The sequence below is a fragment of the Pantoea sp. AG702 genome (assembly GCF_003182295.1).
Taxonomy (GTDB): domain Bacteria; phylum Pseudomonadota; class Gammaproteobacteria; order Enterobacterales; family Enterobacteriaceae; genus Pantoea; species Pantoea ananatis.
Genome location: NZ_QGTU01000023.1, coordinates 1 through 1,055, shown reverse-complemented (window position 1 = coordinate 1,055; position 1,055 = coordinate 1). Strand labels below are relative to the sequence as shown.

Genomic DNA, 1,055 nt, shown 5'->3' with positions numbered 1-1,055 from the left:
GCGATTGGGTGAATCAGGGTAACAACCATTTTGATGTTGTCGCCTGGCATAACCATTTCAACGCCTTCTGGCAGCTCTACTGAACCGGTCACGTCTGTGGTACGGAAGTAGAACTGTGGACGGTAGCCCTTGAAGAACGGAGTATGGCGGCCACCTTCGTCTTTAGACAGAACGTAAACTTCTGACTCGAACTTGGTGTGTGGCTTGATTGAGCCTGGCTTCGCCAGAACCTGACCACGCTGGATGTCTTCACGCTTGATACCGCGCAGCAGAACACCACAGTTTTCGCCTGCCTGACCCTGGTCCAGCAGTTTGCGGAACATTTCAACACCGGTACAGGTTGATTTCGCGGTATCTTTGATACCAACGATTTCAACTTCGTCGCCGACTTTAACGATACCGCGCTCTACACGACCGGTTACAACAGTACCACGGCCAGAGATTGAGAATACGTCTTCGATTGGCAGCAGGAATGGCATATCGATTGCACGTACTGGATCCGGGATGTAGTTATCCAGGTGACCAGCCAGCTCAACGATCTTCTCTTCCCACTCTGGGTTGCCTTCCAGCGCTTTCAGGGCTGAACCGCGAACGATTGGTGTATCGTCGCCCGGGAAGTCGTACTGTGACAGCAGGTCACGAACTTCCATCTCAACCAGTTCCAGCAGCTCTTCGTCATCAACCATGTCACACTTGTTCAGGAACACGATGATGTAAGGAACGCCTACCTGACGACCCAGCAGGATGTGCTCACGGGTCTGCGGCATTGGGCCGTCAGTCGCAGCAACAACCAGGATCGCGCCGTCCATCTGCGCAGCACCGGTGATCATGTTTTTCACATAGTCGGCGTGGCCTGGGCAGTCAACGTGCGCATAGTGGCGAGACGGGGTTTCATACTCAACGTGTGCCGTGTTGATGGTGATACCACGTGCTTTTTCTTCCGGGGTGCTGTCGATCTGATCGAACGCACGTGCCTGGCCGCCGTTGGTTTTAGCCAGAACGGTGGTGATCGCTGCAGTCAGGGTGGTTTTACCGTGGTCAACGTGACCGATGGT

General features: G+C 54.1%; 1 protein-coding gene. It reads right to left on the bottom strand.

Annotated features, from left to right (window positions below):
- A partial coding sequence (tuf, locus tag DFO57_RS22540) for an elongation factor Tu (RefSeq protein WP_110016041.1) occupies positions 1-1,055 on the bottom strand: 1,055 nt, incomplete at both ends.